This window comes from Streptomyces sp. NPDC002324, from assembly GCF_053593335.1.
On record NZ_JBSFCF010000002.1, the window covers coordinates 49,942 to 71,837 of the forward strand.

At 72.9% G+C, this 21,896-nt stretch carries 22 protein-coding genes and 1 pseudogene; 15 read left to right on the forward strand and 8 right to left on the reverse strand.

Translation table 11 applies throughout. The features are described from left to right. The first annotated feature begins 313 nt into the window (after positions 1 to 313). From ACWCRJ_RS03235 to ACWCRJ_RS03245, 3 genes are read left to right on the forward strand one after another with little or no spacing between them, the layout of a single operon-like run. A complete protein-coding gene (locus ACWCRJ_RS03235) occupies positions 314 to 1,531 on the forward strand; it encodes a Gfo/Idh/MocA family protein (protein WP_450937650.1) in 1,218 nt (405 codons plus the stop codon). Beyond that, positions 1,528 to 2,463 carry a DUF6807 domain-containing protein gene (locus ACWCRJ_RS03240; protein WP_450937651.1) on the forward strand — a complete coding sequence of 312 codons (936 nt, stop codon included), beginning with the start codon at positions 1,528 to 1,530 and terminating at the stop codon, positions 2,461 to 2,463. The genes ACWCRJ_RS03235 and ACWCRJ_RS03240 overlap by 4 nt, the downstream gene beginning before the upstream one ends. Further along, positions 2,457 to 3,170, forward strand: coding sequence for a cupin domain-containing protein (locus ACWCRJ_RS03245; protein WP_450937652.1), 714 nt, complete (start codon positions 2,457 to 2,459; stop codon positions 3,168 to 3,170). The genes ACWCRJ_RS03240 and ACWCRJ_RS03245 overlap by 7 nt, the downstream gene beginning before the upstream one ends. Positions 3,171 to 3,194: 24 nt before the next feature. On the opposite strand, the gene ACWCRJ_RS03250 is transcribed toward ACWCRJ_RS03245, so the two are convergent. Further along, positions 3,195 to 3,662, reverse strand: a complete 468-nt coding sequence (locus tag ACWCRJ_RS03250; protein ID WP_450937653.1) for a winged helix-turn-helix transcriptional regulator — start codon at positions 3,660 to 3,662, stop codon at positions 3,195 to 3,197. 103 nt (positions 3,663 to 3,765) lie between these two features. On the opposite strand from ACWCRJ_RS03250, the gene ACWCRJ_RS03255 reads away from it, so the two are divergent. After that, entirely contained in the window at positions 3,766 to 4,935 is a 1,170-nt protein-coding gene (locus ACWCRJ_RS03255) for a thiolase family protein (protein ID WP_450937654.1), read from the forward strand. A gap of 85 nt (positions 4,936 to 5,020) precedes the next feature. On the opposite strand, the gene ACWCRJ_RS03260 is transcribed toward ACWCRJ_RS03255, so the two are convergent. Continuing rightward, a complete protein-coding gene (locus tag ACWCRJ_RS03260) occupies positions 5,021 to 5,815 on the reverse strand; it encodes a TVP38/TMEM64 family protein (protein WP_450937655.1) in 795 nt (264 codons plus the stop codon). A gap of 511 nt (positions 5,816 to 6,326) precedes the next feature. Here ACWCRJ_RS03260 and tuf point away from each other — a divergent pair. Both tuf and ACWCRJ_RS03270 read left to right on the forward strand, forming a co-directional pair. Beyond that, the gene (gene tuf, locus ACWCRJ_RS03265; protein ID WP_450937656.1) at positions 6,327 to 7,496 is read left to right on the forward strand and encodes an elongation factor Tu; all 1,170 of its coding nucleotides are present in this window, start codon (positions 6,327 to 6,329) and stop codon (positions 7,494 to 7,496) included. 133 nt (positions 7,497 to 7,629) lie between these two features. Then, positions 7,630 to 8,475 carry a spermidine synthase gene (locus tag ACWCRJ_RS03270; RefSeq protein ID WP_450937657.1) on the forward strand — a complete coding sequence of 282 codons (846 nt, stop codon included), beginning with the start codon at positions 7,630 to 7,632 and terminating at the stop codon, positions 8,473 to 8,475. On the opposite strand, the gene ACWCRJ_RS03275 is transcribed toward ACWCRJ_RS03270, so the two are convergent. Then, entirely contained in the window at positions 8,437 to 9,783 is a 1,347-nt protein-coding gene (locus tag ACWCRJ_RS03275; RefSeq protein WP_450937658.1) for an MFS transporter, read from the reverse strand. The genes ACWCRJ_RS03270 and ACWCRJ_RS03275 overlap by 39 nt on opposite strands. Positions 9,784 to 9,927: 144 nt before the next feature. Beyond that, positions 9,928 to 10,986, reverse strand: coding sequence for a hypothetical protein (locus tag ACWCRJ_RS03280; RefSeq protein WP_450937659.1), 1,059 nt, complete (start codon positions 10,984 to 10,986; stop codon positions 9,928 to 9,930). A 356-nt stretch (positions 10,987 to 11,342) separates the two neighbouring features. Between ACWCRJ_RS03280 and ACWCRJ_RS03285 the strand changes: the two genes are divergently transcribed. Both ACWCRJ_RS03285 and ACWCRJ_RS03290 read left to right on the forward strand, forming a co-directional pair. After that, entirely contained in the window at positions 11,343 to 11,780 is a 438-nt protein-coding gene (locus ACWCRJ_RS03285) for a DUF4442 domain-containing protein (protein WP_450938136.1), read from the forward strand. Between the two features lie 260 nt (positions 11,781 to 12,040). Next, a complete protein-coding gene (locus ACWCRJ_RS03290) occupies positions 12,041 to 12,694 on the forward strand; it encodes a DedA family protein (protein ID WP_050398785.1) in 654 nt (217 codons plus the stop codon). Positions 12,695 to 12,731: 37 nt separating this feature from the next. Here the strand turns inward: ACWCRJ_RS03290 and ACWCRJ_RS03295 are convergent, their stop codons facing one another. Next, on the reverse strand, positions 12,732 to 13,274 hold the full coding sequence (locus ACWCRJ_RS03295) for a gamma carbonic anhydrase family protein (protein WP_450937660.1): 543 nt from the start codon (positions 13,272 to 13,274) through the stop codon (positions 12,732 to 12,734). Positions 13,275 to 13,404: 130 nt separating this feature from the next. Here ACWCRJ_RS03295 and ACWCRJ_RS03300 point away from each other — a divergent pair, with 130 nt between their 5' ends. The 3 genes and pseudogenes from ACWCRJ_RS03300 to ACWCRJ_RS03310 form a co-directional block, all read left to right on the forward strand. Next, positions 13,405 to 14,151, forward strand: a complete 747-nt coding sequence (locus tag ACWCRJ_RS03300) for an acyltransferase (protein WP_450937661.1) — start codon at positions 13,405 to 13,407, stop codon at positions 14,149 to 14,151. Positions 14,152 to 14,254: 103 nt separating this feature from the next. Further along, positions 14,255 to 14,827 carry a helix-turn-helix domain-containing protein gene (locus tag ACWCRJ_RS03305; RefSeq protein ID WP_450937662.1) on the forward strand — a complete coding sequence of 191 codons (573 nt, stop codon included), beginning with the start codon at positions 14,255 to 14,257 and terminating at the stop codon, positions 14,825 to 14,827. Positions 14,828 to 14,871: 44 nt separating this feature from the next. Further along, positions 14,872 to 15,426, forward strand: a pseudogene (locus ACWCRJ_RS03310) (YbaK/EbsC family protein); the annotation flags it as partial. Positions 15,427 to 15,530: 104 nt separating this feature from the next. On the opposite strand, the gene ACWCRJ_RS03315 reads toward ACWCRJ_RS03310, so the two are convergent. After that, entirely contained in the window at positions 15,531 to 16,091 is a 561-nt protein-coding gene (locus ACWCRJ_RS03315; protein ID WP_450937663.1) for an NAD(P)H-dependent oxidoreductase, read from the reverse strand. Between the two features lie 119 nt (positions 16,092 to 16,210). On the opposite strand from ACWCRJ_RS03315, the gene ACWCRJ_RS03320 reads away from it, so the two are divergent. The 3 genes from ACWCRJ_RS03320 to ACWCRJ_RS03330 all read left to right on the forward strand — a co-directional run bounded on the left by ACWCRJ_RS03320 (position 16,211) and on the right by ACWCRJ_RS03330 (position 19,611). After that, the gene (locus tag ACWCRJ_RS03320; RefSeq protein WP_450937664.1) at positions 16,211 to 16,867 is read left to right on the forward strand and encodes a TetR/AcrR family transcriptional regulator; all 657 of its coding nucleotides are present in this window, start codon (positions 16,211 to 16,213) and stop codon (positions 16,865 to 16,867) included. Between the two features lie 183 nt (positions 16,868 to 17,050). Beyond that, positions 17,051 to 18,049: an AAA family ATPase gene (locus ACWCRJ_RS03325; RefSeq protein WP_450937665.1), complete on the forward strand. Its 999-nt coding sequence runs from the start codon at positions 17,051 to 17,053 to the stop codon at positions 18,047 to 18,049. Further along, positions 18,046 to 19,611, forward strand: a complete 1,566-nt coding sequence (locus ACWCRJ_RS03330) for a VWA domain-containing protein (protein ID WP_450937666.1) — start codon at positions 18,046 to 18,048, stop codon at positions 19,609 to 19,611. Before ACWCRJ_RS03325 ends, ACWCRJ_RS03330 begins: the two co-directional genes overlap by 4 nt. A 30-nt stretch (positions 19,612 to 19,641) precedes the next feature. Here ACWCRJ_RS03330 and ACWCRJ_RS03335 read toward each other — a convergent pair whose 3' ends face one another. After that, positions 19,642 to 20,010 (reverse strand): VOC family protein, encoded by a 369-nt coding sequence (locus ACWCRJ_RS03335; RefSeq protein WP_450937667.1) that lies wholly within the window; start codon positions 20,008 to 20,010, stop codon positions 19,642 to 19,644. A 77-nt stretch (positions 20,011 to 20,087) separates the two neighbouring features. Here ACWCRJ_RS03335 and ACWCRJ_RS03340 point away from each other — a divergent pair, with 77 nt between their 5' ends. After that, positions 20,088 to 21,122: a universal stress protein gene (locus tag ACWCRJ_RS03340; RefSeq protein WP_450937668.1), complete on the forward strand. Its 1,035-nt coding sequence runs from the start codon at positions 20,088 to 20,090 to the stop codon at positions 21,120 to 21,122. A gap of 178 nt (positions 21,123 to 21,300) precedes the next feature. On the opposite strand, the gene ACWCRJ_RS03345 is transcribed toward ACWCRJ_RS03340, so the two are convergent. Continuing rightward, on the reverse strand, positions 21,301 to 21,717 hold the full coding sequence (locus ACWCRJ_RS03345; RefSeq protein ID WP_450937669.1) for a CoA-binding protein: 417 nt from the start codon (positions 21,715 to 21,717) through the stop codon (positions 21,301 to 21,303). Between the last annotated feature and the right edge of the window lie 179 nt (positions 21,718 to 21,896).

Genomic DNA, 21,896 nt, shown 5'->3' on the forward strand with positions numbered 1-21,896 from the left:
GTGCCGCGCCGCGGGGCGGGTGATCACAGGTGCTGGGGGCAGCCTAGCGCCCCGTGGGGACAGGCCTGTCACAGGGGTTTCGCAGGGCCGCTCGGCAGGCGGGCGGAGGGTGTGCGCGGCACGGGTGGAGCGTCGGCGTCCCGAGGCGTGGAACGGCCGGATCCGTGGTGTTGACCAGTCACTATGTCCGCACATACTTTGCTGGCGAGGGAAAGCGCTTGCCGTCGTGAGGGCCCGCCGCACCGCCGGAGCCCCCGCCACCAGGCGTTGGCCGATGTCCGATGTCTCGTTCGATGGAGTGCTGATCACGTCCATGTCCACACCCAGCAACGACCCGAGCCCGGCTGCGGACCACCGGCCGAACCGACCGCAGGCCCCGCTCGCCGGCCGGCGTGTCCGTGCGGCGATCATCGGCATCGGCGCCATCGGCGGAGGTTCCCACCTGCCCGCGCTCGCGCGGCTCGCCGAGGAGGGCGAGACCGAGGTCGTGGCGGCGGTCGACATCGACGCCGACGCGGTGGCGAAGTTCTGCGCGGAGCACGGTATCCCGCACGGCTACACCGATCTGGACCGCATGCTGGCGGAGCAGAGTCCCGACCTGGTCAGCGTCTGCACCCCGCCGACCCTGCACCGGGACCAGACGATCGCCGCGCTGCGGGCCGGCGCCTGGGTGTGGTGCGAGAAGCCGCCGGTGCCGACGCTGGCCGACTTCGACGCGGTCGAGGCGGAGGAGGGGGCGGACAGCGGCGGGCCGTACGCCTCGATCGTCTTCCAGCACCGCTTCGGCTCCGGTGCGCGGCACGTACGGCAGCTGATCGCCGAGCAGAGCCTCGGTCGCCCGCTCGTCGCGCACTGCCAGACCACCTGGCATCGGGACGCCGCCTACTACGCGGTGCCCTGGCGCGGCCGTTGGGCGACGGAGGGCGGCGGGCCCGCGATGGGGCACGGCATCCACCAGATGGACCTGCTGCTCGATCTGCTCGGCCCGTGGAGCGAGGTCCGGGCGATGGCCGGCCGGCTGGTCCACGACGTGGAGACCGAGGACGTCTCCACGGCCCTCGTGCGCTTCGAGAGCGGCGCCCTGGCCACCGTCGTCAACAGCGTCCTCAGCCCCGACGAGGTCAGCCGCATCCGCATCGACTGCGAGCGCGCCACCGTCGAACTGACCCATCTGTACGGCCACTCCAACGCCGACTGGTCCGTCACCCCCGCCCCGGGGACCCCGGAGGCCGACGCGGCGGCCTGGCGGGACTTCGGCGAGGACGTGCCCAGCTCGCACCTGGCGCAGCTGCGCGAGCTCGTGGCGAGCATGCGGGCCGGCGAGCGGCCGCGCAGCAGCGGCGCCGACGGGCGTACGAGCCTGGAGCTGATCGCCGCCCTGTACAAGTCGGCGTTCACCGACGTGACCGTGCGGCGTGGGGAGATCGGGCCCGGCGATCCGTACTACACCGCCATGCACGGCGGCGCCCCCGGGTGGGCGCCCGGAACCGTCCAGGTGTCCGCCGACGCGACCGAGGAGACCACGGCATGACCTTCCACGACGGGCTGCGCGTCGTCCACGCCCACGGCGACCGGATCACGGTCACGGAACCCACCACCGGTGTCGAGCTGTTGAGCTACGTCTACCGGCCGGAGGCGGCCTGGGAGGCGCCGAAGCCGTATCTGCACCCGGTCCGGACGCTGGCCGGGGACGTCGTCACCGACTTCCGGCCCAACGACCACCGCTGGCACAAGGGGCTGCAGCTGACGGCCTCGCATCTGTCGGGCCAGAACCTGTGGGGCGGCAACTCGTACGTGCACGGGGAGGGGTATCTGCCGCTCCCGGAGCGGGTCGGTTCGATGGCGCACGCCGGCTTCGACGTCGTCGAGTCGGACGGCGAGCGGGTCGTGATCGCCGAGCGGCTGACCTGGCACCCGCACACGGGTGAGCTGTGGGCCGACGAGGAGCGCCGGATCGAGATCCACGACGTGGACACCGGGTCGGGGTCCTGGGCGCTGACCTGGACGAGCGCGATCACCAACCGCCGCGACGAGCCGCTGCTGTTCGGCAGCCCCACGACCGCCGGGCGGGAGATGGCCGGATACACGGGCCTGTTCTGGCGCGGCCCGCGTGCCTTCCGGGACGGGCGGATCATCGGGCCCGACTCCGCGGGGCCCGAACTGATGGGGCGGCAGGCCGCCTGGCTGGCCTACTCGGGCGAGCACGACGGCTCCGACGGACACGCCACGCTCGTCTTCGCGCACGCCCCTGAGAACGACCACACGGGAGCCGAGGGCGCCCACCCGGCGCACTGGTTCGTCCGCAACGAGCCCTTCGCCGCCGTCGCCCCCTCCTGGGCCTTCTACGACGAGCTGGCGCTGGCTCCCGGCGACACGCTCACCCGTCGCTACCGGGTCGTCGTGGCGGACGGGGCCTGGGAACGGGAGGAGATCGCCAAGTACCTGAAGGCGCACCCGTGGTGAGCGGATACGAGGGACTGCCCGGCGGGGTCGCCGTCTCGCACCTGGCCGTCTACGACTGGCCCGCGGCAGACGGGGTCTGCGGCGGAACTCCCCATATGCACCTGACCTGTTCGGAGGCGTACGTCGTCACCGGCGGGCGGGGGGCCGTACAGACGCTGACGACCTCCGGGTACGAGGTCACGCCGCTCGCGCCGGGGACGGTCGCCCGGTTCACGCCCGGCACCATCCACCGGCTGGTCAACGAGGACGACCTGCGGATCACCGTCCTCATGCAGAACAGCGGGCTGCCGGAGGCGGGTGACGCCGTGCTCACGCTGCCCCCGGAGTACCTGACCGACCCGGACACGTACGCCGCCGCCACCCGCATCCCGGTGGAAGCCCCGAAGGAGGAACAGGAGCGGGCCGCCCGGGCCCGTCGCGACCTCGCCCTGGAGGGCTACCGGGCGCTGCGCGACGCGTCCGGCCCCGAGCCGCTCGCCGCGTTCCACCGGGCCGCCGCCGCGCTGGTCCGGCCCCGGCTCGCCGAGTGGCGGGCGCGCTGGGAGCGGGGGGCGCGGGCCGCCGCCGCCGCGACGGGGGAGCAGCTGGACCGGCTGGAGCGGGGGGACCTGTCCCACCTCGCCGACGCCGTCGTACGGGCCGAGGAGCCCTCGGCTTACGGGAAGTTCGGGATGTGCGGGCGGCTGGACGTCTACCGGGGCACCTGACGGACCCGGCGCCTCCGGGCGGGCCTACGCCGTCGGTCCGGACACCGACCAGCCGGGGGACTGCGGGTGTGCCATCAGGTCCTCGTGGCGGACCGCGCCGCCGCAGGCCGTGCAGGTGACCGCCGGCACCAGTTCGTTGCCGCAGATGTGCTCGACCACCATGGGGCGGTCGTCGTCCTTCCGGAGATGACGGTCGCCCCACGCCATGAGTGTCATCAGGACCGGCTCCAGTTCGAGACCCGCCTGCGTGGGCCGGTACTCGAAGCGCTGCGGGCGCTCGCTGTAGGCGTGCTTGTGCAGGATCCCCGCGTCCACGAGGCGCCTGAGGCGGGTCGCCAGTACGTCACGCGGGGCCCCGATGTTGCGGACCAGCTGGTCGAAGCGGCTGTTGCCCAGGCAGACCTCGCGCAGGACCAGCAGCGAGTACTTCTCACCGACGAGCGCCAGGGCGTCGGCGATGGAACAGGGGCGCGGATCTGCGGAGGCGGGCATGCGCCCAGTCTAGGGGAGGGTTTGCTTTTCCAACGCGCCGAACTATGGTGAGTTTGAAATCCCTACTCACTGATAGTCCCCCGGCAGTCGTGGAGGCCCGCCCATGCGTGACGCAGTAGTCGTCGAAGCCGTACGCACCCCGATCGGCAAGGGCAGGCCGAACGGCGCCCTGGCCCATGTCCACCCCGTGGAACTCCTCGCCCACACGCTGCGCACCCTCGTCGACCGGGCGGGCGTCGACCCCGCGCTCGTCGACGACGTCATCGGCGGCACCGTCGACCAGGTCGGCGAGCAGGCCATGAACACCACCCGCTACGCCGTCCTCTCGGCGGGCTTCCCGGACACGGTGCCCGCGACCACGGTCGACCGGCAGTGCGGCTCCTCCCAGCAGGCCGTGCACTTCGCGGCCCAGGGCGTGATGTCGGGGGCGTACGACATGGTCGTCGCCTGCGGGGTGGAGTCGATGAGCCGCGTGCCGATGTGGTCCAACGTGCCGCCCGGCAAGGACCCGTTCGGCCCCGGTGTCGCCGCGCGCTTCCCCGAGGGGCTCGTCCCGCAGGGCATCAGCGCCGAGCTGATCGCCGCGAAGTGGTCGCTCGGCCGGGACGAGATGGACGCCTTCGCGGTGTCCTCCCACGGCAAGGCCGCCGCGGCCTGGGACGGCGGCCTCTTCGACGCCGAGGTCGCGCCGCTGGAGGGCCTGACGCGCGACGAGTGCGTACGGCCCGGCACCACACCCGAGATCCTCGCCGGACTTCGGCCCGCCTTCCACGACCCCGGGTTCGCCGAGCGGTTCCCGCAGATCGAGTGGAACGTCACCGCGGGGAACGCGAGCCCCGTCAACGACGGTGCCTCGGCCGTCCTCATCACGTCCTCGGAGACGGCGGCCCGGCTCGGCCTGCGCCCGCTCGCCCGGCTGCACAGCTTCGCCGTCACCGGCTCGGATCCGCTGCTGATGCTCACAGGTGTCGTGCCGGCCACGGAGAAGGTGCTCCGGCGGGCCGGGCTGGCCCTCGACGACATCGACCTCTTCGAGGTGAACGAGGCGTTCTCCAGTGTGGTCCTCGCCTGGCAGCAGGAGACGGGCGCCGACCTGGCGAAGGTCAACGTCCACGGGGGCGCCATCGCCCTCGGCCATCCGCTCGGGGCCAGCGGCACACGTCTGACGACGACGCTGGTGCACGCCATGCGGGAACGCGGCGCCCGCTACGGGCTGCAGACGATGTGCGAGGCCGGCGGGCTGGCCAACGCGATGGTCCTGGAGGCCGTCTGAGCAGCGGGCGGCGGTCGCGCGCGGGCCGGGGCCGGCCGCGCGCTGCCGGGGTGGGCGCGGCCCCGCGGGCCGCGCCCCCATGAGGTCAGCGGGCGCGCAGGTGGTGGCGTTTGCGCCAGGCCAGCGCCGCGCCGACCAGGGCCGGCACCGCGATGCAGGCCATGGCGATCAGGAAGGCGGGGGAGGTCGGGGACGAGGCCCGGGCGCCGGCGACCGCGTACGCGGCGGTGTTCGGGATCGAGCCGAGGGCCGTGGCGAGCAGGAAGGGGAGACAGCCCATTCGGGAGACGGACGCGCAGTAGTTCGCCGCCCAGAAGGGCACTCCCGGGAACAGCCGGGCCGCCAGCATCGAGCGGAAGCCGTGACGGCTGAGCTGGCCGTCCGCCGACTTCAGCCAGCGGTGCCGCAGCAGGGGACGCAGCGCGTCCTGCCCGAGCATCCGGCCCAGGCCGAAGGCGACACCGGCCCCGAGGACCGTGCCCGCGAGCGCCGAGGCCAGACCCAGCTGGGAACCGAAGAGGGCACCCGCCGCGATGTTGAGGATCGGTCGGGGCACGAACGCGACCGTGCACAGCCCGTACGCCACCGCGAACATCACGACCGCCGCGGCGCCGCTCAGCTGGGGCGGCCAGCCGTCGGCCAGCAGCCGCTGCGGCTCGAACAGCAGGACGGTCGACACGGCGCCCAGGAGCAGCGCCACGAGAAACGAGAACCGCGCCCACGGCGCGAGCAGTACTCTGCCCCAGCGGGCGGCCCGGCCGAGGGGCACGGCCGGAACGGCGACGGGTGTGACGACGGGTGCGGCGACGGCGAGCTCCGTTGCGGCGGTCCGGGGAAGAACCGTGGCGGTGCCCCCAGAGCGGGTGGTGGCATCGAGCATTCGTCGACGGTAACCGACCCATGTACGTGTATGCCGTACGGAACGTCTCACGGGAGTCACAGGGAGCGGAACAACGGGCGCGCCGGCCACGGAGCGCCCAGGTCCCCCACGGGCACCGCGCACCGTGCGGCCTGCGCCTTCCCGAACACGGCTCCGGCCCGGGCGCCGTTCACCCCCGGCACCCCCTGTGAAGCATCTCTCTTCGGCCGCCTCCCGGAACCCGTCCGTACCGAAAACCATTCGACGGCAGCCGACTTGTCGACGATGATCGACGTCATGTTCCGGCACGCCTTCGCTCTCGCCGCATCCGCCACAGGCGCGGATGCCCCGAAGGCTGCCCTTCTGATCGTCGTGGCCGCCGCAGACGGCGCCCGAAGCTGACTCTTCCCGGACATTCCGGCGGACCCCGCAGGGGGAGGGTCGGCAAGACCTCGGGGTCCCCGTCCCGGCAGCGCCCTCAGTCGCGCCGGGACCTCACTCAGTACCGCTGAAGAGACTTCGAGGTACCGCCATGTCCAAGACCGCTTACATCCGCACGAAACCACACCTCAACATCGGCACCATGGGCCATGTCGACCACGGCAAGACCACCCTGACCGCCGCCATCACCAAGGTCCTCGCCGAGCGCGGGACCGGCACCTTCGTGCCGTTCGACCGCATCGACCGCGCCCCGGAGGAGGCGGCGCGCGGCATCACCATCAACATCGCGCACGTCGAGTACGAGACCGACACCCGGCACTACGCGCACGTCGACATGCCCGGCCACGCCGACTACGTCAAGAACATGGTCACCGGGGCCGCGCAGCTCGACGGGGCGATCCTCGTCGTCTCCGCGCTCGACGGGATCATGCCGCAGACCGCCGAGCACGTGCTGCTGGCCCGGCAGGTGGGGGTGAACCACGTCGTCGTCGCGCTGAACAAGGCCGACGCCGGCGACGAGGAGCTGATCGACCTCGTCGAACTGGAGGTCCGCGAGCTGCTCACCGCGCACGGGTACGGCGGCGACTCCGTACCGGTCGTACGGGTGTCCGGGCTCAAGGCGCTCGAAGGGGACCCGCGGTGGACGGCGTCCATCGACGCGCTGCTGGACGCGGTGGACACGTACGTCCCGATGCCCGAGCGGTATCTGGACGCGCCGTTCCTGCTGTCCGTGGAGAACGTGCTCACGATCACGGGCCGGGGGACCGTCGTCACGGGTGCCGTCGAGCGGGGCACGATCCAGGTGGGCGACCGGGTCGAGGTGCTCGGTGCCGAGGTGGAGACGGTCGTCACCGGGCTGGAGACCTTCGGCAAGCCGATGTCGGAGGCGCAGGCCGGGGACAACGTGGCGCTGCTGCTGCGCGGAGTGGGACGGGACGCCGTCCGGCGCGGGCACGTGGTGGCCGCGCCCGGCAGCGTCGTGCCCAGGCGGCACTTCACCGCGCAGGTGTATGTGCTCTCGGCGCGCGAGGGCGGGCGCTCGACCCCGGTGTCCACCGGGTACCGGCCGCAGTTCTACATCCGTACGGCGGACGTCGTCGGGGATGTGGACCTCGGTGAGATCGCCGTCGCGCGGCCCGGGGACCGGGTCACGATGAGTGTGGAGCTGGGCCGGGAGGTTCCGTTGGAGCCGGGGCTCGGGTTCGCGATCCGTGAGGGTGGCCGGACCGTGGGAGCGGGCACCGTGTCGGCGGTTCGGTAGCCGGTCGAGGGGTGCGGGGGCCGCGGGCCGGTCAGGGCCGGTGACGCGGTTCCCGCACCCGTCCCGGGGGCGCCTCGGCGGTCCCCGGGACGAAGCGGGGCCCGGGGCAATGAGGCCCGGCACAATGGGGCGCGTGAACGAAGCCATACCCGTCTCCCGTCCCATCGACCAGGGGACCGCCAAGCTCATGCCCGACGTCGACCGGGAGCGGGCCTGGCTGTTGACCGTGGACGGGGCGCCGCAGTCGTACGTGGACCTGGACGAGCCGACGCATCTGGAGTTCGAGTACACGCGACGGCTCGGGCATGTGCTGGACACGGCGGCGGAACCGGGACAGGCGCTCGACGTGCTGCACCTCGGCGGGGGCGCGCTCACACTGCCCCGGTACGTGGCCGCCACCCGGCCCGGGTCACGGCAGGAGGTCGTCGAGTACGACCGGGGGCTGCTGGACCTCGTCGTCGAACAAGTGCCGCTGCCCGACGACGCGGGGATCGCGCTGCACGGCGCGGACGCCGGGGAATGGCTCGAAGCGGCCCCCGCGGACTCCGCCGACGTGATCGTGGGGGATGTGTTCCGGGGCTCACGCGTCCCGGCGCATCTGACGACCGTGCGGTACGCGGGGGCGGTGGAGCGGGTGCTGCGCGCGGACGGGGTCTATCTCGCGAACCTGGCCGACGCCGCCCCCTTCGCGTTCCTGCGATCCCAACTGGCCACGCTGGCCACGGTGTTCGAGGAGCTGGTGCTGATCGCCGAGCCGGGGGTGCTGCGCGGCAGGCGGTTCGGCAACGCCGTGCTGGTCGCGGCCCGTCAGCCGCCCGACATCACCGCCCTGGCCCGGCGAACCGCCGCCGACGCCTTCCCGGCCCGGGTCGAACACGGCCCGGCGCTGCGCCGCTTCATCGATGGCGCCGCACCCGTGCGCGAGGAGGACGCCGTGCCGTCACCGGAGCCGCCCGACGGGGCCTTCGGTATCGGCTGAGCCGGGCGTGGAGCCGGTTTCGGCGGCAGGGCGGGCGCCGGGGGCGACGTCGGGCGTGGCGTCGGGCTTGGCCAGGGTCACCGGCACGGTGCGCCTGCTCAGGTTCCGTACGTCCCGGACGCACAGGACCGCCGCCGTGGCCGCCACGCACAGCGCCGCGCAGCCCCACAGGGCCGCCGGGCGGCCGAAGGCGCTCTCCGCCGGGCCCGCCAGCGCGGCGGCGAGCGGCACCATCGCCACCGAGCCGAACCAGTCGTAGGCCGAGACACGGGACAGCTTGTCCTCGGGGATCTCCTGGTGCAGCGCGGTCATCCAGGCGACACCGAACACCTCGATCGACAGACCGCTGACGAACATGGCCAGGCACAGGACGGCGATCGGGGTCGGCACGGCGAGCGCGGCGCTCGGCACGGCGAACGGGAAGACGCACAGGACGCCCACGAAGAGGAGGCGGCGCGGTTTCCAGCGGGTCATCAGCAGTGCCCCCGCGGCGTTGCCCGCACCGAACAGGGCCAGCGCCAGACCCCAGGGCCCGGGGCCGCCGAGGCTGTCGTCGGCGACCTGGGGGCCGTATACCGCGTCGGCGGCGACCATGACCGCGTTCACCAGGGAGAACTGGACGACGATCGCCCACAGCCAGGTGCGGCCGGTGAACTCCCGCCAGCCGTCCCGGAGATCGGCGAGCATGCCGTGCCCCGGCTCGCGCTCCGGTATGTGGCTCACGTCGAGGAAGGCGCGCAGGGCGCCGGCGCACGCGAACGCGACGGCGTCGACCGCGAGCACCCAGCCGGGGCCGATCACCGCGACCAGGGCGCCGCCGAGGGCCGCGCCCGTCATGGTCGCGCCCTGCGAGGCGAACCGGAACAGCGCGAAGGCCCGGCCCGCCTGCTCGGCGGTGACCGAGGACAGCAGCATGCCCTCGGCCGCCGGACCGAAGAACGCCTGGCCGGTGCCGCCGAGTGCGGAGAGCAGCATCATCTGCCAGAGGTGGGCCCCGCCGGTGAGCACGAGCACGGCGAAGACGGCCTGGGAGAGGCAGTTGAGGGTGTTCGCCGCGACCATCACCCGGTGGCGGGGCAGCCGGTCCGCGACCGCGCCGCCGATCAGCAGCAAGAGCACCAGCGGCAGGGTCCGCGCCGCCGCGACCAGACCGACGTCACCGCCGTCGCCGTCGGCGTCCAGCACCGCGAACGCGGCCGCGATCAGGGCGCCGTTGCTGCCGAGGTTGGTGACGACCGCGGCCGTCGTCAGCAGGGTGTAGTTGCGACCCGCCCAGGCGGGGCGGCGGGAGGCGGCGGGAGTCGTCACCCGCCGACCATCGCCGCCTCGCCTCCGACTGCCAAACCGTTTCCGCACGGGAGGGGGGCTGATCGGGCCAGAGGAAGCCGGGCCGGTTCGGGCCCGGAGGGGACGGCTCCGACGCCGGCCCCCGCCGCGGTGTCCGGTACCGGCTCAGCCGCCCGTCGGTTCGCCGTACAGCCGTACCGTGCTGAGGATCTTCTGCACCGTCGCGTCCGGGACCTCGTCGTCGACGTCCTTGGCTCCGTGGAAGGTCCAGGAGACGTAGTCACCCGCCGAGTTCTTGAAGGCGAACGTGGTCGCCTTGCCGTCGGTGTCGCACTTGCCCTTCTTGGTGACGCCCTTGGAGTACGTCGTCGCGACACTTCCCTCGACGCCCGACGCCGTGGTGTACGGCTTGGCCTTGCCGATGGTCATCTTCTTCTTGGCGCCGTCCTTCTGGTCGGTGTAACCGCCGAAGACCCACCACGCCGCGTCGTTGCGGGCGACGTCCTCGGTGCCCTTGGCGCCCTGCTGGCCCTTGGTGCCCGCGGCGGCCAGCGAACTGGTCTCCTCGTTGCCGTCCTTGTCGTCGTCGGACGTGCACCACTTCTCCTTGAGGATGGCGGGTGCCGACATGCCGATGAGGACCGACCCGTCGCCCTTCTTGTCGTCCTCGAAGCCGATGAAGGTGTCGGCCGACTGGACGGCCCACTCGGGCGGCACGTCGAAGGCCGTACCCCACTTGGGGTTGACGACGACCTTCCAGCCCGCGATGGTCGGCTTCGCTCCGGCGTCCTCGCCGCGCGGGTTGTCCTCGGTGCTCTCGGTCGGCGTCGGCGACGGGGAGACCGAAGGCGCGGACTGGGTCTTCGACTTGTCCTTGTCGCCGTCGCCCCCGAGGACCAGGAAGCCCGTCACACCGGCCGCCACGACGACGGCCGTGGCCGCGACGATCGCGATGAGCTTCGTCCGGTTGCCGCCGCCTCCGCCCGGCGGCACCGGCGGACCCGCGTGTCCCTGCGCGCCCCACTGCGGCTGCTGCCCGTACGGGGGCTGCTGGCCCGTCGACTGGTATCCGGGCTGCTGATAGGGGTTGGGTTGCTGGTACCCCGGCTGTTGGTATCCCGACTGTCCCGGCTGTCCCGACTGGTCGTACCCCGGCTGCTGGTACGGGTTCGGCTGCTGCGGTTGGTGCTCGCCCCCGGGCGGCTGCTGCTGTCCTGGCCACATGGCTCGTAACCATAGATGCGCCGGGGGGCGGGGTGCCACGGGAGTCCACGAAGCACCTTCGCGCGCGGGACGAACGGCTTCAAAACGCCCGTCGGCACGCGGTTCCTCCGCACCGCCGGGCGGGGGACCTCCTCGGGCATCACCGGGGGCCGGGCGAACGGCCGGGCCGCCAGGGCGACTTCCTCGTTCTTGAACGCGAACGTCCTCGGCCTGCCGTCCGTCCGGCGCCTTCCGGCTTCCTCCGCCCCGGCCGGCCGCACGGTTCCCGTCGGACGACGGTGATACGACGATCACGCGGCGGCCCCTGGTCAGACACTTCTACTCGTGGGTAACATCGCGGCATGAGCGCAGACCAGATGTCGATCGGCGAGATGCTCGCCGCCACGGTGCCGATGGCCAGGACACTGAAGCTGGAGTTCCTGGAGACCACGCCGGCGAAGGCCGTGGTGTCGCTGCCGGACCAGGGTGAGTTCCACAACCACGTCGGCGGGCCGCACGCCGGCGCGATGTTCACGCTGGGCGAGTCGGCGAGCGGGGCGATCGTGCTCGCCGCGTTCGGGGACCAGCTCTCCCGCGCCGTGCCGCTCGCGGTCAGCGCGGAGATCGCGTACCGGAAGCTCGCGATGGGCCCCGTCACGGCCACCGCCACCCTGGGCCGCCCCGCCGCCGAGGTCGTCGCCGAACTCGACGCCGGACAGCGCCCCGAGTTCCCCGTCACCGTCGCCATCCGGCGGGCCGACGGCGCCGTCACGGGCGAGATGAAAGTCGTCTGGACCCTGCGTCCCAACGCCTGATCCCCGCCTGCTCCCCCTGAACCCTCCACCCGCCCGGGCCCGGCGCCGGGCCCGGCCGAACCCTGTGCCACGGCCCTCTCCGCCCTCCCGCGGGGCGGCGACGCGCTGAGTGCGACCGTGCGCGCCGAGCATCGGTGCGGTCCGTGGGACAACCTGGAGGGCTCCGTCGCCGTCCGAGTAAGCGGGTAGGCTTCCCCGGCGTGGCTCCGTCGTGAGCGCACGCCGGGGGCCTTTGAACCGCTACACGGGAGGAACCGGTCTTGCACGTCCAGGAGTGGCTCGAAACAGTGCCCCCACTCGCCATCTACCTGCTGGTGGGGCTGGTCATCGGCCTGGAGAGCCTGGGCATCCCGCTGCCGGGCGAGATCATCCTGGTCTCCTCCGCGCTGCTGGCCTCCCAGCACGGTGAGATCGACCCGTTCGTCCTGGGCGCCTGCGCCACCGCCGGTGCGATCATCGGCGACTCCATCGGCTACGCGATCGGGCGCAAGGGTGGCCGCCCGCTGCTGGCCAAGCTCAACCGGCGCTTCCCCAAACACTTCAGCGAGAGCAACATCGCCGTCGCGGAGCGCTCGTTCGACCGGTGGGGCATGTGGGCCGTCTTCTTCGGCCGCTTCATCGCCCTCCTGCGCATCTTCGCCGGCCCCCTCGCCGGCGTCCTCCAGATGCCCTACTGGCGCTTCCTCGTCGCCAACGTCCTCGGCGGCATCCTCTGGGCCGGCGGCACCACCGCCGTCATCTACTACGTCGGTGTCGTCGCCGAGGCCTGGCTCAAGCGCTTCTCCTGGCTGGGCCTGGTCCTGGCCGTCCTCATCGGCGTCACGTCGATGCTGGTGATCAAGCGCAAGGCGAAGAAGGCGGCGGAGGCGGCGGAGAGCACCGAGGCGGAACTGGTCCCCGCCGCCGACTCCTGAGGGAGAGGGGGCCGGTCGCACCGGCCCCGCGCGCGGTCTACGCGCCGTACTCCTCCTGCGCTTTCCGGTGCGCCGCGGCCAGCTCCGTGTAGTGCGTGCCGTTCAAGGTCACCAACTCCCGCTCCTCGTCGGTGAGCGGCCGCTTCACCTTCGCGGGCACCCCCGCGACCAGCGAGCCCGGCGGCACCCGCATGCCCTGCGGGACCAGGGCCTGCGCGGCCACCAGCGAACCCGCCCCGATCACCGCGCCGTTCAGCACCGTCGCGCCCATCCCGATCAGACAGTCGTCCTCGACGGTCGCCCCGTGCACCACCGCGTTGTGCCCGATGGAGACCCGCGCACCGATCGAGACCGGGAACCCGGGGTCGACGTGCAGCGTGCAGTTGTCCTGGACGTTGGCGTCCGCGCCGATCACGATCGGCTCGAACTCGGCCCGCAGGACGGCCCCGTACCAGACGCTCGACCCGGGCCGCAGCGTCACGTCGCCGATCACCACCGACGTGGGGGAGACGAACGCGGCCTCCTCCACATCCGGCTTGTTGCCGCCGAACGTCGTGATCAGGGCCCGCTGCCGGTTCATCGCCGCCTCCTGGTGGTGGTCGAGGATCAGTCCTCACCCGCACCGTAAGCCATGGCGCCCGCATCCCGTGGGGTGAAGATCACAGCCGTACGGCGTCCTGCGTGTGCCGCGCGGTGAGTACCGTGAGCGGGTGCCGAAAAGCAAGAACACGTTCTCGTCCTGGCGGGGCCGCCTCGTGCAGCGCGCCGTCCACGCGGGCTGGGCGTGGCTGCAGCGCACGGGGTCGGTGACGGCCGACCGGCCCGGGAGCCTCCGCTTCGGCGCGATGGGAACAGGTACCAGGCTGGCCTTCCCGCTCGGCACGGTCTTCGGTGAGCCGTGGATCCATCTGGGCTCCCACTGCATCATCGGCGAGCAGGTCACCCTGACCGCCGGCCTGATGCCCGACCTGGACCTCGGCGCGGAGCCGATCCTGCGCATCGGTGACGGTGTCGTCCTCGGCCGGGGCAGTCATGTCATCGCCGACACCACCGTCACCATCGGCAGCGACTGCTACTTCGGCCCGTACGTGTACGTGACGTCCACGAACCACTCGTACGACGACCCGCACGAGCCGATCGGCAAGCAGTGGCCGCGGATGGATCCCGTCTCGATCGGGCCGGGATGCTGGATCGGTACGGGTGCGGTGATCCTGCCCGGCGCGCGTGTCGGACGGAACGTGGTGGTCGCCGCGGGAGCCGTGGTGCGGGGGGTGGTGCCGGACCACTCGGTGGTGGCGGGGGCGCCCGCGCGGGTCGTGCGGCGCTGGGACCCCGTGGAGGGCTGGCAGCCGCCGATCCGGACTCCCGCGCCGGTGCCGATCCCCGACGGGGTCACGCCGGAGCAGTTGCTGGCGCTGGCCGAGTGGGACGCGGAGGGGGCGGGGGAGTCCGCCTAGCGGCTCGGGGGCCCGGCCCCCGCAGTACAGTTCGGTGCGTGTCCGGTGCACCACACGGGGGTTCGCCGCGGTGAACTCCCGTATCGAGAACATTGGACGGAATGTGTCGGATCTCGACCTGCTGACCCAGTCCCTGGCGCGGAATGTCAAGCGCTGGCGCACCGAGCGGGGTTTCACCCTGGACGCCCTCGCGACCCGCGCCGGAGTCAGCCGCGGCATGCTCATCCAGATCGAGCAGGCCCGCACCAACCCCAGCATCGGCACCGTCGTCAAGATCGGGGACGCGCTGGGCGTCAGCATCACCACGCTGCTCGACTACGAGCGGGGGCCCAAGGTCCGGATCGTCCCGGCCGAGCAGGTGGTCCGGCTCTGGCACACCGAGGCGGGCAGCCACAGCAAGCTGCTGGCCGGAGCGGAGGCGCCCGGCCCGCTGGAGATGTGGGACTGGCTGCTGATGCCGGGGGAGGGCAGCCGCTCGGACCCGCACCCCGTGGGCACGGTCGAGATCGCGCATGTCACGGAGGGGGAGCTGACCCTCACCGTCGGGGGCACGGAGTACCGCGTGCCGGCCGGTGCGAGCGTCACCTTCGAGGCCGACGCGGCGCACGAGTACGCGAATCGGGGGGACGTGCCGACGCGCATGGTGCTGACGGTGTCGGTGCCGGCCGTGCGCTGAGAGGCCGCCCCGGCCGCTGACCGGCCTTTGTCACGGTGCGGCCCATGCGCGCACCCATCGGAGACTTCGACCACGCCACCCCTGCCCCCGACCGCCTCGACGACCTCGTCGGCCCGGTCGCCGACGCCGTCCGCGCCTGGCCCGGCAGCGTGCCCGCCGACCGGATCCTGTACGTCGACACGGACCCGGAGTGGGCCGACACCGCCGTGTTCGTCCAGCACTACGGGCAGGATCTGCTCGACACGTCCGCGAACTGCGTGGTCGTCGCGGGCAGGCGGGGCGGGCAGTCGAGTCCGGCCGCGTGCGTCGTGCTCTCCACCACCCGGGTCGACGTCAACGGCGTGGTCCGCCGCCGGCTCGGCGCCCGCAAGGCCTCGTTCGCGTCGATGGACACCGCCACCGGCGAGACCGGGATGGAGTACGGCGGCATCACCCCCGTCGGGCTGCCCGCGTCGTGGCCGGTCCTGGTGGACTCCGCCGTGGTCGACCTGCCGTACGTCCTGGTCGGCAGCGGGCGGCGGCGCGGCAAGCTGCTGGTGCCGGGCAAGGCGTTCGCGGAGCTGCCGAACGCGGTCGTGCTGGAGGGCCTGGGGGTCGCCCGACCCGCACCTTCCGCAGAGGTCGCGGTGCCGGGGTGCCGCAACGCCGACGCCGGGCCCCGGGCGGGTGGCCCGGAACCCGGCGTCGTACGGCGCGGCGGTGATCAGGCGGCGGTGGAGCCGGCCTGGGCGCCGAGCTGCTGCAGGACCTCGGTCAGGCCGGTGACGACCTCGGCGTCGTCCGCCGGGTGGGTCTCGGCGAAGCGGACGACCGAGCCGGGGATGGACAGCTTGGCGTCCTCCAGGACCGTGGCGCCGGCGATGCCGAGGGCCTTGCGGGTCTCGTCCTGCGCCCACACGCCGCCGAACTGGCCGAACGCGGTGCCGACCACGGCGACCGGCTTGCCGGTGAAGGAGCCGGCGCCGTAGGGGCGGGACAGCCAGTCGATGGCGTTCTTCAGGACGGCAGGGATGGTGCCGTTGTACTCGGGGGAGAAGAGCAGGAAGCCGTCGACCTGGTTGGCGGCCTCGCGCAGACGGGCGGCGGTGGCCGGAAGGGCGGCCTCGTTGTCGATGTCCTCGTTGTAGAACGGGACGTCGGCCAGGCCCTCGTACAGCTCGATCGTGACGCCCTCCGGGGCGTGCTTCACGGCGGCCTCGGCGAGCTGGCGGTTGTGTGAACCGGCGCGAAGGCTGCCGACGAGCGCGAGGATGCGTACGGACATGAGCTGACTCCTACAGGGATAAGCGCGTGGCGAGGTTAAACGGACCGGGGTCCGTTGAAATTTGTAGCAGCTATCCGGACCGGGGTCCACTTCTCTGTGGTGAGCGTTACGCTCTTTTCATGAAAGAGTCGCTGCCGCCCTTCCCGGCGCCTCAGGACCCCGACCCCCTCGACGGACTGCTGAACCTCACCCCTGCCGCCCCCGACCAGCCCCGACTGCGCGCGGACGCGGCCCGCAACCGCACCCGGCTGCTGGAGGTCGCCGCCCGGCTGGCGGCGGACTGCGGGGCCGCCAATCTGACCATGGAAGCCGTGGCAACCGCCGCCGAGGTGGGCAAGGGCACCGTCTTCCGGCGGTTCGGGGACCGGATCGGGCTCATGCTCGCGCTTCTCGACCACCATGAGCGGGAGCTGCAGGCCGCGTTCCTGACCGGCCCGCCACCCCTCGGCCCCGACGCGCCCGCCCTGGACCGGCTCCGGGCCTTCGGCGTCGCCGTCATCCGCCACGAGTACGCCCACCGCGACCTCTACCTCGCCGCCGGTGCGGACGTCTCCCGCCGTCACACCAGCCCGGCCAACCAGCTCCGCCTGGGCCACCTGTGCATGCTGCTGCGCCGTGCGCGGGCCACGGGCGACATCGAGCTGCTGGCGCAGACCCTGCTCGGCTGTCTGGACATCGGTCTCGTCGACCATCTGGTGCAGCGGCGGGGGATGTCCCTGGACCGGTTGGAGCTGGGGTGGGTGGATCTGGTGGAGAGGCTCGTCGTGGCCGCGTAGGAGCCGTGCCACCGGGTGAGGGGTCGTGTCGCCGGGTGAGGGGCCGTGCCACCGGGTGAGGGGCCGTGTCGCCGTGTGAGAGGCCGGGGCATTCAGGCCGGGGACCACTCAAAGCGACCGCTTGGTAACTTGGGGGCGGGTGTCGGGGAGCGGCCTCGTACGCCGGGTGAGGGGAGGGGCCACATGACCGACGAGATCGCCGAGACCGGCGCGGGCGGGAAGGGCGCGGGCGTGATCGGCGCGGGCGTGATCGACGGGGGCGCGACCGGCGAGAAGGGCCGCTTGGACCCTTCCGGCGAGAGGGACCGCTCGGACGCCCCCGGCGCCGGCTTCTTCGCCTCCGTGGACGATGTCGCCGCGCGCCTGGCCGAGGTGGGGTACCTGGCCTCGACGGCCGTCGCCACCACGGTCTTCCTGGCCGACCGGCTCGGCAAGCCCCTGCTGGTGGAAGGCCCGGCGGGGGTGGGTAAGACCGAGCTGGCCAAGGCCGTCGCCCGGGTGGGGGCCGCCCGGCTCGTCCGGCTCCAGTGCTACGAGGGCATCGACGAATCCCGCGCCCTGTACGAGTGGAACCACGCCAAGCAGCTGCTGCGCATCACCGCCGGACGCGACGAGGCCTGGGACGACACCCGTTCCGACATCTTCAGCGACGAGTTCCTGCTCACCCGCCCCCTGCTGACCGCGATCCGGGGCGACGAGCCGACGGTCCTCCTCATCGACGAGACCGACAAGGCGGACGTCGAGGTCGAGGGACTGCTCCTGGAGGTGCTCAGCGACTTCCAGGTCACCGTCCCGGAACTGGGCACGATCACCGCCACTCGGCGACCCTTCACGGTCCTCACCTCCAACGCCACCCGAGAACTCTCCGAGGCCCTACGTCGCCGCTGCCTCTTCCTCCATCTCGGCTTCCCCGACGCCGAGTTGGAGCGGCGGATCGTCACGCTCCGGGTTCCGGGCCTGGACGACACCCTCGCCGACTCCCTGGTCCGGGTCGTCGGCGCGCTGCGCGAGATGGAGCTGCGCAAGGCCCCCTCCGTGGCCGAGACCATCGACTGGGCACGCACCCTGCTGGCCCTCGGCGCGGACACCCTGGACGAGAACGTCGTCCGGGACAGCCTGGGAGTGATCCTCAAGCACCAGGACGACATCGAGAAGGCCGCGCGGAAGCTGACGCTGGTATGAGCGCCGGGGCCCGCGGCGCGAGCGGTACGTCGCCGGGATCCACGCTGCCCGACCGGCTGACCGCGTTCGTACGGGCGTTGCGCGGCCACGGGATACGGATCGGGCCCGGCGAGACCGTGGACGCGGCCGCCGTCCTGGAGGTGCTGGGCCTCGCGGACCGGGAGCGGATCCGGGAGGGGCTGGCGGCGGCGCTGCTGCGCGCCGACCGGCAGCGTGCCGTGTTCGACACGGCCTTCGAGCTGTACTTCCCGCTCGGAGTGGGGGAGTTGGCGGGCGCGCGGAGTGCGTCCGCCGGGGACCGGGACGAGTTGCGCGACCGGCTCGCCGAGGCGCTGGCCGCGAACGACACGGCGGCGCTCAACCGGCTCGCGGCCGAGGCCGTGGAGTTGCTCGGCCGTTACGGTTCCCCGGGTGCGGACGGCTGGTCCGCCCACCAGACGCTGGACCGTCTCCGGCCGCAGACGCTGCTGGCACGGATCCTGGCGGGTTCGCGGGGGGCCGGTGGGGCGGGGGGCGAGGGCGCCGGGTTCTCCGGTGCGGGGGGTGGGGGCGGGGCCGGGGGCGGGTTCCGGATGGGGTTCGGTGGCGGGCTCGCGTTCGGTGCGGGTGCGGGTGCGGGTGCGGGTGCGGGCTCGGGCTCGGGTTACGGGACCGGTGGCGGGTCCGGTCTCGGTGCGGGCGGGTTCACCGATCGGCTGGACGCCGACGAGATCCGGCGCCGTATCGAGGACTTCCGGAACCGGGTGCGAACGGAGGCGCGACGACGGGTCGCCGAGCGCCGGGGAGCGGAGATGATCGCCCAGCGGGGCATCGCGCCCAGCGCCGACCAGGTCGACTTCCTCGTCGCGAGCCGCGAGCAACTCGTCGAACTGCGGCGCACGGTCCAGCCGTTGGCCCGCAAGCTCGCGACCCGGCTGGCCGCCCGGCGGCGCAGGGCCGCGCGCGGCCAGATCGACATCCGGCGCACGCTCCGGCGCTCGCTGTCCACCGGCGGTGTGCCGCTGCGGCCCGCCTACCGACGGCATCGGCCCGCACGCCCGGAGATCGTTCTGCTCTGTGACGTGTCCGGATCGGTCGCCGGGTTCGCGAACTTCACGATGCTGCTGGTGCAGGCGATGCGGGACCAGTTCAGCAAGGTGCGGGTGTACGCGTTCGTCAACCGCGTCGACGAGGTCACCCGTCTCGTCACCAACGGCGAGGCCGATCCCGCCGAACTCGGCCGCCGGATCGCCGACGAGGCCACGGTCTCCGGGTGGCACGGCAGCAGCGACTACGGGGCCGCGCTCGGGGAGTTCGCCGACCGCCACCTCGACGCGGTCAGGCCGCGCACGTCGGTGATCGTGCTCGGGGACGCCCGCACCAACGGGTTCGACCCCCACGCGGAGGCACTGCGGCGGATCGCGGCCCGCGCCCGCCGCGTCCACTGGCTGAACCCCGAGTCGCCCGAGCAGTGGGGCACGGGCGACTCCGCCGCCCCTGTCTACGCCGAGATCGTCGACATGCATGCCTGCCGGAACGCGCGGCGGCTGGGGGAACTGGTGACGCGGCTGCTACCGGTGTGACGGCCAGGGCCCTTCGGCCCTGCGCCGGTTCTACGCCCCGCCGGTGTCGATCACGCAGAAGCGGTTGCCCTCCGGGTCGGCGAGCACGACGAAGTCGGCACCCTCCGGGTAGGCGTCCCACCGGACGCGGTGTGCTCCCAGGCCCAGCAGCCGTTCGACCTCCGCCGCCTGGTCCGCCGCGTTGCCCGCGTAGAGGTCCAGGTGCACGCGAGGGCGCTCCTGCACCGGGGTCTCGCTGAGGCCCAGGGAGAGCTGGGGGCCGGTGCCCTTCGGATGCACCAGCACGACCCAGTCGTCCTCCGGCTCCTCACGTGGGACGTAGCCGAGGGCCTGCGTCCAGAAAGCGGTGGCCCGCCGTACGTCGGACGCGCCCATCACCACGGAACCGATGCTCAGCATGGACCGATTCTCGCCCCTGCGGATCCGCCCTCGTGCGGCGATGCTGGAAACAGACCTCGACCTCAGGAGGTGCGCCCATGTTCCGCACCGTCACCGTGGGTATCGACGGTTCGCGCGAGAGTCTGGCCGCCGCCGAGTGGGCGGCCCGGGAGGCGCGGCTGCGTACGTTGCCGCTGCGGCTGGTCAACGTCTGGGAGCCGGTGCCCGAGCCGATGGGACGGCCGCCGGTGCTGGAGACGGAGACGGCACCCGAGGGGCAGGACGGGCAGGACGGGCAGGACGGGCAGGACGGGCAGGACGGGCAGGACGGGCAGGACGGGCAGGACGGGCAGGACGGGCAGGACGGGCGGGCGGGGCCGGGCGCCGTGGGGGAGACCGGTGTCGGGAAGGTGCTGCGGGAGGCCGCCGACGGGATACGGCAGCGGCACTCCGAGGTCGACGTGAGTGTCGAGCAGTTGACGGGGCGGGCGAGCGAGGAGCTGGTGCGGGTCGCGCACGGTGGGGACCTGCTGGTGCTGGGTTCCCGTGGGCTGAGCGGTCTCGCCGGGTTTCTGCTCGGATCCGTCGGGCTGCATGTCGTCGCGCACACCGAGCGGCCGGTGGTGCTCGTGCGCGCGGGGGAGCGGGCCGCGGACGAGCATGCGCCGGGCGCGGCGGAGGCGCCGTCCGCCGTGACGCCGTTCCGGCCCGTCGTGCTCGGTCTCGACACGGTGCAGCCGGATCACACCTTGATCCGGTTCGCGTTCGAGGAAGCGGAGGCGCGGGGGGCGCCGTTGCGGATTCTGCATGACTGGCGTCCGCCGCCGCACTCCGGGCTGCGGGAGCGGCCTGGTCTGGAGGCGGATCTCGATGCCGATGTGGGGGAGGTGGAGGCCGGTACGTTGCATGAGGTGCTGGTGCCGTGGCGGCAGGAGTTTCCCGGGGTCGTGGTGGTGGAGGAGTCACGGCGGGGGAAGGCGGCGGAGCATCTGCTGGAGGCCTCTCGGGACGCGTCTCTCCTGGTGGTGGGGCGGCGCGTGCGGCACTCGCCGGTGGGGGCGCATGTGGGGCCGGTCGTGCATGCGGTGCTTCATCATGCGGGGGTGCCTGTGGTGGTGGTCGCGCATGAGTGACGTCCTGGGTGCCGGGACCCTTCTCGCCCTCGCCGCCCCTGCCCGTCCCGTCCGCAGGGGCTGCCGCCCCTTCGACCCCGCTCGCGGGTGCGTCTGTCGGCCGCGGGTGGGTGACGGCTGGGCGCGCGGTTCCCCGCGCCCCTGAAAAGACCGGCCGCGCGCCCGCGAGCAGCCCGGATCAGGAGGTGGCGGGCAGGCGGGGGATCTCTATCGCCGGGCAGCGGTCCATGATCATGTCCAGGCCCGCCTCGCGGGTCCGGTGGTAGGCGTCCTCGTCGAGCACGCCCAGTTGGAACCAGACCGCCTTGGCGCCGATGCGGGCGGCCTCGTCGGCGACGGGGCCCGCGAGGTCGCTGTTGACGAAGACGTCGACGACGTCGACCGGAAAGGGGATGTCGGAGAGCGAGGCGTAGCCCTGCTCGCCGTGGACCGTCTCGGCCTTGGGGTGCACCGGGACGACCCGCTTGCCGTAGCGCTGGAGGACCTCCGCGACGCCGTACGCCGCGCGGTTGCGGTTGTTGGACAGGCCCACGACGGCCCAGGTGTCGCCGAGTTCCGTCAGCACCTTGCGGATCGTGGCGGGGTCGCCGTACATGCCGTCTCCTTCGTTCGGGCCGTATGCCCTGCGGCAACAGCGGGAGGCGCTCGGCGATTCCCGGGTCTCCGTACCTGCGGCGACCGGCTCGGTTTGCCGGCCCGGCGTCCGGCTCGATGGACGGCTCGCTGTCCGGAATGCCGTCGTCCGCACTGCGTTCGGCCGTTCCCGCGCCTACG

Excerpts from the sequence above, each read along its gene's own strand:
- ACWCRJ_RS03315 (WP_450937663.1), bottom strand. The coding sequence starts at position 16,091 with ATGTCCGTACGCATCCTCGCGCTCGTCGGCAGCCTTCGCGCCGGTTCA.
- ACWCRJ_RS03345 (WP_450937669.1), bottom strand. The coding sequence starts at position 21,717 with ATGTACGGCGACCCCGCCACGATCCGCAAGGTGCTGACGGAACTCGGC.
- ACWCRJ_RS03285 (WP_450938136.1), top strand. The coding sequence starts at position 11,343 with ATGTCGATCGGCGAGATGCTCGCCGCCACGGTGCCGATGGCCAGGACA.
- ACWCRJ_RS03280 (WP_450937659.1), bottom strand. The coding sequence starts at position 10,986 with ATGTGGCCAGGACAGCAGCAGCCGCCCGGGGGCGAGCACCAACCGCAG.
- ACWCRJ_RS03260 (WP_450937655.1), bottom strand. The coding sequence starts at position 5,815 with ATGCTCGATGCCACCACCCGCTCTGGGGGCACCGCCACGGTTCTTCCC.
- ACWCRJ_RS03325 (WP_450937665.1), top strand. The coding sequence starts at position 17,051 with ATGACCGACGAGATCGCCGAGACCGGCGCGGGCGGGAAGGGCGCGGGC.
- ACWCRJ_RS03240 (WP_450937651.1), top strand. The coding sequence starts at position 1,528 with ATGACCTTCCACGACGGGCTGCGCGTCGTCCACGCCCACGGCGACCGG.
- ACWCRJ_RS03330 (WP_450937666.1), top strand. The coding sequence starts at position 18,046 with ATGAGCGCCGGGGCCCGCGGCGCGAGCGGTACGTCGCCGGGATCCACG.
- ACWCRJ_RS03235 (WP_450937650.1), top strand. The coding sequence starts at position 314 with ATGTCCACACCCAGCAACGACCCGAGCCCGGCTGCGGACCACCGGCCG.
- tuf (WP_450937656.1), top strand. The coding sequence starts at position 6,327 with ATGTCCAAGACCGCTTACATCCGCACGAAACCACACCTCAACATCGGC.
- ACWCRJ_RS03335 (WP_450937667.1), bottom strand. The coding sequence starts at position 20,010 with ATGCTGAGCATCGGTTCCGTGGTGATGGGCGCGTCCGACGTACGGCGG.
- ACWCRJ_RS03250 (WP_450937653.1), bottom strand. The coding sequence starts at position 3,662 with ATGCCCGCCTCCGCAGATCCGCGCCCCTGTTCCATCGCCGACGCCCTG.
- ACWCRJ_RS03255 (WP_450937654.1), top strand. The coding sequence starts at position 3,766 with ATGCGTGACGCAGTAGTCGTCGAAGCCGTACGCACCCCGATCGGCAAG.
- ACWCRJ_RS03340 (WP_450937668.1), top strand. The coding sequence starts at position 20,088 with ATGTTCCGCACCGTCACCGTGGGTATCGACGGTTCGCGCGAGAGTCTG.
- ACWCRJ_RS03320 (WP_450937664.1), top strand. The coding sequence starts at position 16,211 with ATGAAAGAGTCGCTGCCGCCCTTCCCGGCGCCTCAGGACCCCGACCCC.
- ACWCRJ_RS03295 (WP_450937660.1), bottom strand. The coding sequence starts at position 13,274 with ATGAACCGGCAGCGGGCCCTGATCACGACGTTCGGCGGCAACAAGCCG.